The sequence below is a fragment of the Acinetobacter sp. RIT698 genome (assembly GCF_009668065.1).
GTDB classification, from domain to species: domain Bacteria; phylum Pseudomonadota; class Gammaproteobacteria; order Pseudomonadales; family Moraxellaceae; genus Acinetobacter; species Acinetobacter guillouiae.
In genome coordinates this window covers 1-6,385 of the sequence record NZ_WJYH01000095.1, presented here as the reverse complement: position 1 = coordinate 6,385, position 6,385 = coordinate 1, and the positions used below count along the sequence as shown (strand labels likewise).

Sequence of the window (6,385 nt, the reverse complement as noted above, 5' to 3'; positions counted from 1 at the left end):
GTTTTTTAGTGTATTTATTGAACGCGTATTTATCACATGTAATTATGTAAATGCTTTCACACTTCTGGTGTAAAAGTTAATAAATAATACACATCATGGGATTAAATATGAATATTTTTACAAAACTAACCCTTACTATTTTATTGGGTACAGGGTATATCGCGACTACACAAGCAGCAGTGACGGGTCAGGTTGATGTAAAACTGAATGTTTCAACAGGTTGTACTGTTGAAGGTTCTACAGTGAATGGCAATATCAATAAATTTGGTACATTAGATTTTGGTAAAACTTCTGGCACTTGGACCAATACCCTTACTGCACAAGTTGCTTCATCTGGTACGGGCAGCCATCTCAATGTGAAATGTGATGGTACAACAGATGTTAACTTTACTGTTGCAATTGATGGTGGTCAACGCGCTGATCGTAGTCTTAAACATACAACTGCTGCAGATGTAGTCAGCTATAACGTTTATCGTGATGCTGCACGTACCAATCCATATGTGATTAATACAGCTCAGACTTTCACTGCTGCGACAGGTGTAGCTCAAGAAATTCCAATCTTTGGTGCTGTTGCTGCAAATAGCGGTACTGCAAAAGCACAGGGTGATTATACAGACACTTTATTGGTGACTGTTAATTTCTAATTGGTATACGTAACAGTGAACAGGTTTGTTATTAAACAAGCCTGTTTTAAGGAGGAACGTATGCATCTGTTGCTTAAACAATGCGTGGGATTGTTGGTTTGTAGTCTTATTTCGTCATTCACCAGTGCTGCACAGTTAGCAGCTAGATTAAATGTGCAGATTGAATTAGAACCCTCATGTGAAATTAATAATCAGTCTGTCAGTAATGCAACAAATGGTCTGAATTTTGGTCAGCTGGATTTTGGTGAAACCACAGCTGCATTTAATCAGGTGATTGAGACCAGCTTAAGTCAGGGTTCTACATCAGGTTTGACCATTCAATGCCCTGGCAATGCTCCAATAAAAGTTACTTTTGGTGCGGGGCAAAATGACAGCAAGGTTCCAGCACCTTTTGGCGCAAATTATTTTCGTGCGATCAGTAATGGCACAGATTTCCTTGCCTACAACATCTTATATGGAACTGCTCGCGAAGCACTCAAGCCTAATCAATCAATTACCTTGACCAATAATGGTCAGTCGCAAACGCTTAATCTCATGGGTCAAACTGTTAATAATGGTCGGTCAGTCTCGCTTGGGCAATATACCGATACTATTCCAATTACCATCGAATTTTAAAGAACGAAATCATGAAAAAAATAGGTTTAAGTGTTCTGCTGATGTTGGCTGTGCAGTGGGGATATGCTGAAACACAAGCAACTTTTACGGTTCAAGCACGTATTGCCAATGGCTGTGGGTTAAGTAATGTCGAACAGTTACTTGATTTTGGTCGTCATCCTGTTGTGGCGCAGGGAAAATTAAGTGAATCAGTGATCAATACAACACAAAGTTGGAATATCCAATGTACTGCACGGCTACCGGTAAAGGTGATGTTGAATGGTGGTGATCACTTTTCAAATAATTCTCGGCGGATGAAACATGCCCAGCAGAATGAATTTGTACCTTATCAGCTTTATCAGGACAGTAATTTGCAAGGTGAATATGCCAGTGGGAGTAGTTACTCGCTGATACCAACCACTACGCTGAATACCGTACTGGGTTTTGCAGTCTACGCTGTTGCAGACTTGAATAATAACAATCAACCACGATCAGCAGGCCTTTATAAAGATACGGTCGCAATTACGATTACATGGTGATTCTATGAGCTTAAATAAAATGAAAATATGGTCGGGCAGAACTTTCTCTGCGGCCGCGATATTGATGATCACTTCACCGGTATTCGCACAGGCCACTTTTTTAATCTGGCCAATCTATCCAAAAATTGAAGAAAATGAAAAAGCCTCTGCGGTCTGGCTACAAAATACCGGTAATTCTGATGCCATGGTACAGATTCGGGTATTTAAATGGGATCAGAATCATCAGCAAGATGCTTATGCGGAGCAAACTGAGGTTATTCCAAGTCCGCCAGTGGCGAAGATTAAGGCGGGTGAAAAGCATATGTTGCGTTTGACTCGCTCAGCTGCTGTACCTGATGCAAAAGAACTTGCCTATCGAATTATTGTCGATGAACTGCCGATCAAGCTCAATCCAGAAGATGAAAAAGATGCATCGACAGTCAGTTTTCAGATGCGTTATTCCATTCCCTTGTTTAGCTATGGCAAAGGACTTGGCAGTGGTTTAACTGAAGTTTCACAAAAAACCAATGCGAAAAATCCTTTGGCTAAACCGATATTAAGTTGGTGGGTCAAGAATAATGAACAGGGCAAACCTGAACTTTATATTAAAAATACTGGTTCAAAATTTTCACGACTTTCGGGAATTAAATTAACCCCGACTTCAGAGCAAATGGCTTTTGGCAAAACCGCCTTTGGTTATGTGTTGGCAAACAGCACCATGAAGTTTGATCTGGACAATAAGTTACTCAACAGCCTGATTGGTCAAAGCAGTTTGTATGGCGTTGACAGTTCAGGGGTGAAACAGGAATTGGTTGAGATTAAAAAAGAAGGAGGGGGAGGATAAATGCGTTATTTATCAGGGTTAAATACCCCTTCTTTTTTATGCAAAAGCCTGACATTGATATTGGTTGCGAATATTCCATTGCTGAGCTGCAATGTCTATGCAAATGGTTTACCACCACCACCGCGAGATGTTTCAGAAGTGAATAGCTTATTTAAGCTCTATCTGGACTTGGTGATCAATCAATATTCGACGCGACAAGTGATACCAGTCATTGTCAAAGGAGATCATTACTTTATCCAGCAATCGAAACTGGATGAGCTACAGATTAAGCTGCCTGCGGATGCACTTCAGCAACAGTTAGAAAAAAACCTGACCGATCTGGATGTATTTACTTTAGGCTTTTCGGGCAAGGCTTTGGATTGGGTCAGCCTCAATCAGATTCCCGAATTGAAGTATGAGTACAATTCAGCGCAACAGTATTTTAGTCTAGATCTTCCTGCCAGCTGGATGCCGGTGCAGATACGCGGCTTGGATTCATGGTATCAACCTGAAACAGCGCAGTCTGGTATTGGTTTATTAAATAACTATGACTTTTATACCTACCGCCCAGAGAATGGTGGCTATAGCAGTACACTCTTTACAGAACAACGCTTTTTCTCCCCTTATGGGGTACTGAGAAATTCAGGGGTTTATAGCAAAACTGATTTTAAATCTGATGGGATTGGAAACGACTCAAATCAAGATAATGATGGCTACCGCCGCTATGACACCACTTGGCAATATGATGACCCAGTCCGGGTAGTTTCATTTTTAGCCGGCGATGTAATTACGGGAAGTAAAAACGCTTGGGGAAGTTCAGTGCGTTTAGGTGGATTACAGTTACAGCGTAATTTTGGTACGCGTCCAGATTTGATTACCTATCCTTTACCCCAGTTTAAAGGACAAGCGGCCTTACCGAGCACCGTGGACTTATTGATTAATGGGCAGAAAGCCAATTCAACCGATGTACAATCTGGCCCTTTTATTCTAAATAATGTTCCATTTATCAATGGTAAAGGCGAGGCGGTGATTGTCACCACAGATAGTGTTGGCCGTCAGGTGGCAACCTCGGTGCCGTTTTATATTTCGAATACTTTGCTTAAACCGGGGTTATTGGATTATTCGGTGTCTATGGGACAAATCCGCGAAGATTATGGGATCAAGAACTTTGAATATGGCAAATTTGCCAGTTCAGCGGATGCGCGTTATGGGATTAACGACTGGCTCACGGCTGAAGGACGAGTTGAACTCTCCGATTCAATTCAGTTGGTTGGGCTAGGTTCAGTGCTTAAGTTGAATCAGTTTGGGGTGTTAAGTGGTTCGGCAACTCAAAGTTGGGCAGACCGTGAATTTAATCGGATCAATAGCCAAAATATCAAGGGAAATCAATATACTTTAGGCTATAGCTATAACCAGCAACGCTTTGGATTTAGTCTCAATCATACCCAACGTGATCAGGATTATTATGATCTTTCACGCTTGCAATATAGCAATTTGGTCTCAGCCAACAATCATAAAAGTTCGGTTGCCAACACGTATTTTGCCACAGATAAATCAGGGACTTTTGGGGTGGCCTATATCCAGACCAAGAACCGCGACATTAAAAATAAACTGATGAATCTGTCGTGGGCACCGATACTCCCGTCTTATATGCGTGGTGCAACGGTGTCATTAAGTGCCAATCGGGATTTTGTGGAAAAAGAGTGGAATGCAGCATTTCAGTTATCGGTTCCATTTTCCAAAAGCAGATCCACTGCCAGTCTAGGTTATAGCCAACAATCCAGTGGTGATTATGCTTATATCAACTATAACCGTAGTGCACCGTTGGCAGGTGGTGTTGGTGTTGATTTAAGTCGACGTTTTAATGAAAACAGCGATGACTTTAATCAGGCACGTGTCAGCTACCGTAACCAATATTTTAATACCGATGTCGGCATGTCGGGTGCCAATGACTACAACTATTGGTTTGGACTGTCAGGTTCGGTGGTGTTGATGTCAGGCAATGTTTTCGTTGCCAATCGACTGGGTGAATCTTTTGCCTTAATTGATACCAATAAAGTTGCAGATGTTCCAGTGCATTATGAAAACAGCTTGGTGGGGCGGAGTAACGCCAAGGGCTATGTGTTTGTACCGTCAGTGACGCCTTATTACGCGGCTAAATACAGTATTAACCCGATCGATTTACCCTCTAACTTTAATGCAACCCAAGTTGAAAATCGGATTGCGGCAAAACGAGGCTCAGGTGTGGTGATAGGCTTCCCAATCAAACAGTCTTATGCGGCAAATGTGTATTTGGTGCAAAGCAATGGGCAAGCGGTTCCAGTGGGTGCGGTGGTACATCGTGCGGATCAAGAATCGAGTTATGTGGGAATGGACGGGATTGCTTATCTTGAAGATCTCGGTGCAGAAAATAGCATTCGAGTGCAACTGCAAGATCAGAGCGTATGTGAAGCAAACTTTTCATTGGATTTAAAACAAGCGCAACAACAGATTGCAGTGATTAAGTCGGTTGTTTGTCGTGAGGTGGCTCAACCATGATTACTTTAAAAAAAATAATACCCGCGAGTCTATTATTCTCTGGGTTAATATTGATCACAGCTCAGAATCAAGCTGCTTGTGTTATTACCTCAAGTGGTAATGTGACGATGGGTACGATTTCGTCTATGACATTGGCGGAGCAAGGGACGCAATCTAATCAGTTTAGTGCGGGTTTAAGGTGTGAAGGGTTTAGTTTGGCTGCTTTAAATACCACTTATTTGATGTATCGGGTCGATCAGATACCAGTAAACTATACAAATAGTGGAACTGGTGAAAGTCTCACAGTGAGTTATCTGGACACCAATAATAAAGCAATTGGTGTTGGTAAAGAAATTGATATGAGTACTTTTTCACTTCTTAACTTCTTTACTGGGCCTAATGGTGCATTACCATTTTATGCCAAAATTAATCCAGGGCAAAATGTTTCTCCAGGGAGATATACAGCGGACAAATCCTTTAAAGTCAAATGGTATTATTCTGTACCTGAGCTTGCATTTGTGGGGATAGGGAGCTTTTTTGAAAGCCCTGGTTTTAGACGTCCAGGTTTATTTACAGATCAAAATTGGGGCACAGGGAGTGATGCAAACTTGAACTTATATATTGACGTTTCAGCAGATTGTCGTATTTCTACCAATGCGGTTAATTTTGGAACATCGCCTTTTGCAGATGTCTTTACACCAGTTCAAACTTCTCTAGGCGTACGTTGCTCAGTATATACACCTTATCATGTCAGTTTAAATAATGGTCTCTATCCACAAAGTGGTAATCAACGTGCAATGAAATCTGAAACGGGTAACAATTATTTGAGTTATGAGATTTATAAAAATGCAACGACGGAACGTTGGGGCAGTATCGGCAATGAACGCTGGTCAAGTCTCGAGGCGACAACGAACCCGGGTCAGCATAATACCAATCAACAGGGTTTTGCCTTTACTGCAAAAGTTCTGGACACTAATTCACCAAGTCTGCCTGCTGGTAATTATTCAGACACAATAACGGTAAATGTTGAGTTTTAACGATATAAAGCCATGATAATGATTTTATCATGGCTTTATTAAATGATAATTTTATAGTTTATTTTTTTATCGATATTAAATAAAAACTCTCTTTAATTATGTTTTTTTATAAAAATATGCGAACCTTTTGCCTTATTAAAACCCATTCTTAAAATTCATTGTTATATATATACAAGTGTATTTTATTTTTTGTTATACATTTTTTATGTGAAATATCTCAAGATTAAAATAGTTTGTATGGGCGTTTAAAGA

6 protein-coding genes are annotated in these 6,385 nt (G+C 40.7%); all 6 read left to right on the top strand.

Translation table 11 applies throughout. The features are described 5' to 3' along the window. The first annotated feature begins 107 nt into the window (after positions 1-107). Genes GJV03_RS20970 through GJV03_RS20945 form a run of 6 tightly spaced genes read left to right on the top strand, consistent with a single transcriptional unit; the run spans position 108 to position 6,133 of the window. Positions 108-644, top strand: coding sequence for a spore coat U domain-containing protein (locus GJV03_RS20970; RefSeq protein ID WP_154131045.1), 537 nt, complete (start codon positions 108-110; stop codon positions 642-644). 60 nt (positions 645-704) lie between these two features. After that, positions 705-1,259: a spore coat protein U domain-containing protein gene (locus GJV03_RS20965; protein WP_154131044.1), complete on the top strand. Its 555-nt coding sequence runs from the start codon at positions 705-707 to the stop codon at positions 1,257-1,259. A gap of 11 nt (positions 1,260-1,270) precedes the next feature. Further along, positions 1,271-1,777 carry a spore coat U domain-containing protein gene (locus tag GJV03_RS20960; protein WP_154131043.1) on the top strand — a complete coding sequence of 169 codons (507 nt, stop codon included), beginning with the start codon at positions 1,271-1,273 and terminating at the stop codon, positions 1,775-1,777. 19 nt (positions 1,778-1,796) lie between these two features. After that, the gene (locus GJV03_RS20955) at positions 1,797-2,600 is read left to right on the top strand and encodes a molecular chaperone (protein ID WP_154131046.1); all 804 of its coding nucleotides are present in this window, start codon (positions 1,797-1,799) and stop codon (positions 2,598-2,600) included. Next, on the top strand, positions 2,601-5,117 hold the full coding sequence (locus tag GJV03_RS20950; protein WP_154131042.1) for a fimbria/pilus outer membrane usher protein: 2,517 nt from the start codon (positions 2,601-2,603) through the stop codon (positions 5,115-5,117). Next, on the top strand, positions 5,114-6,133 hold the full coding sequence (locus tag GJV03_RS20945) for a spore coat U domain-containing protein (protein WP_154131041.1): 1,020 nt from the start codon (positions 5,114-5,116) through the stop codon (positions 6,131-6,133). The genes GJV03_RS20950 and GJV03_RS20945 overlap by 4 nt, the downstream gene beginning before the upstream one ends. Positions 6,134-6,385 lie beyond the last annotated feature (252 nt).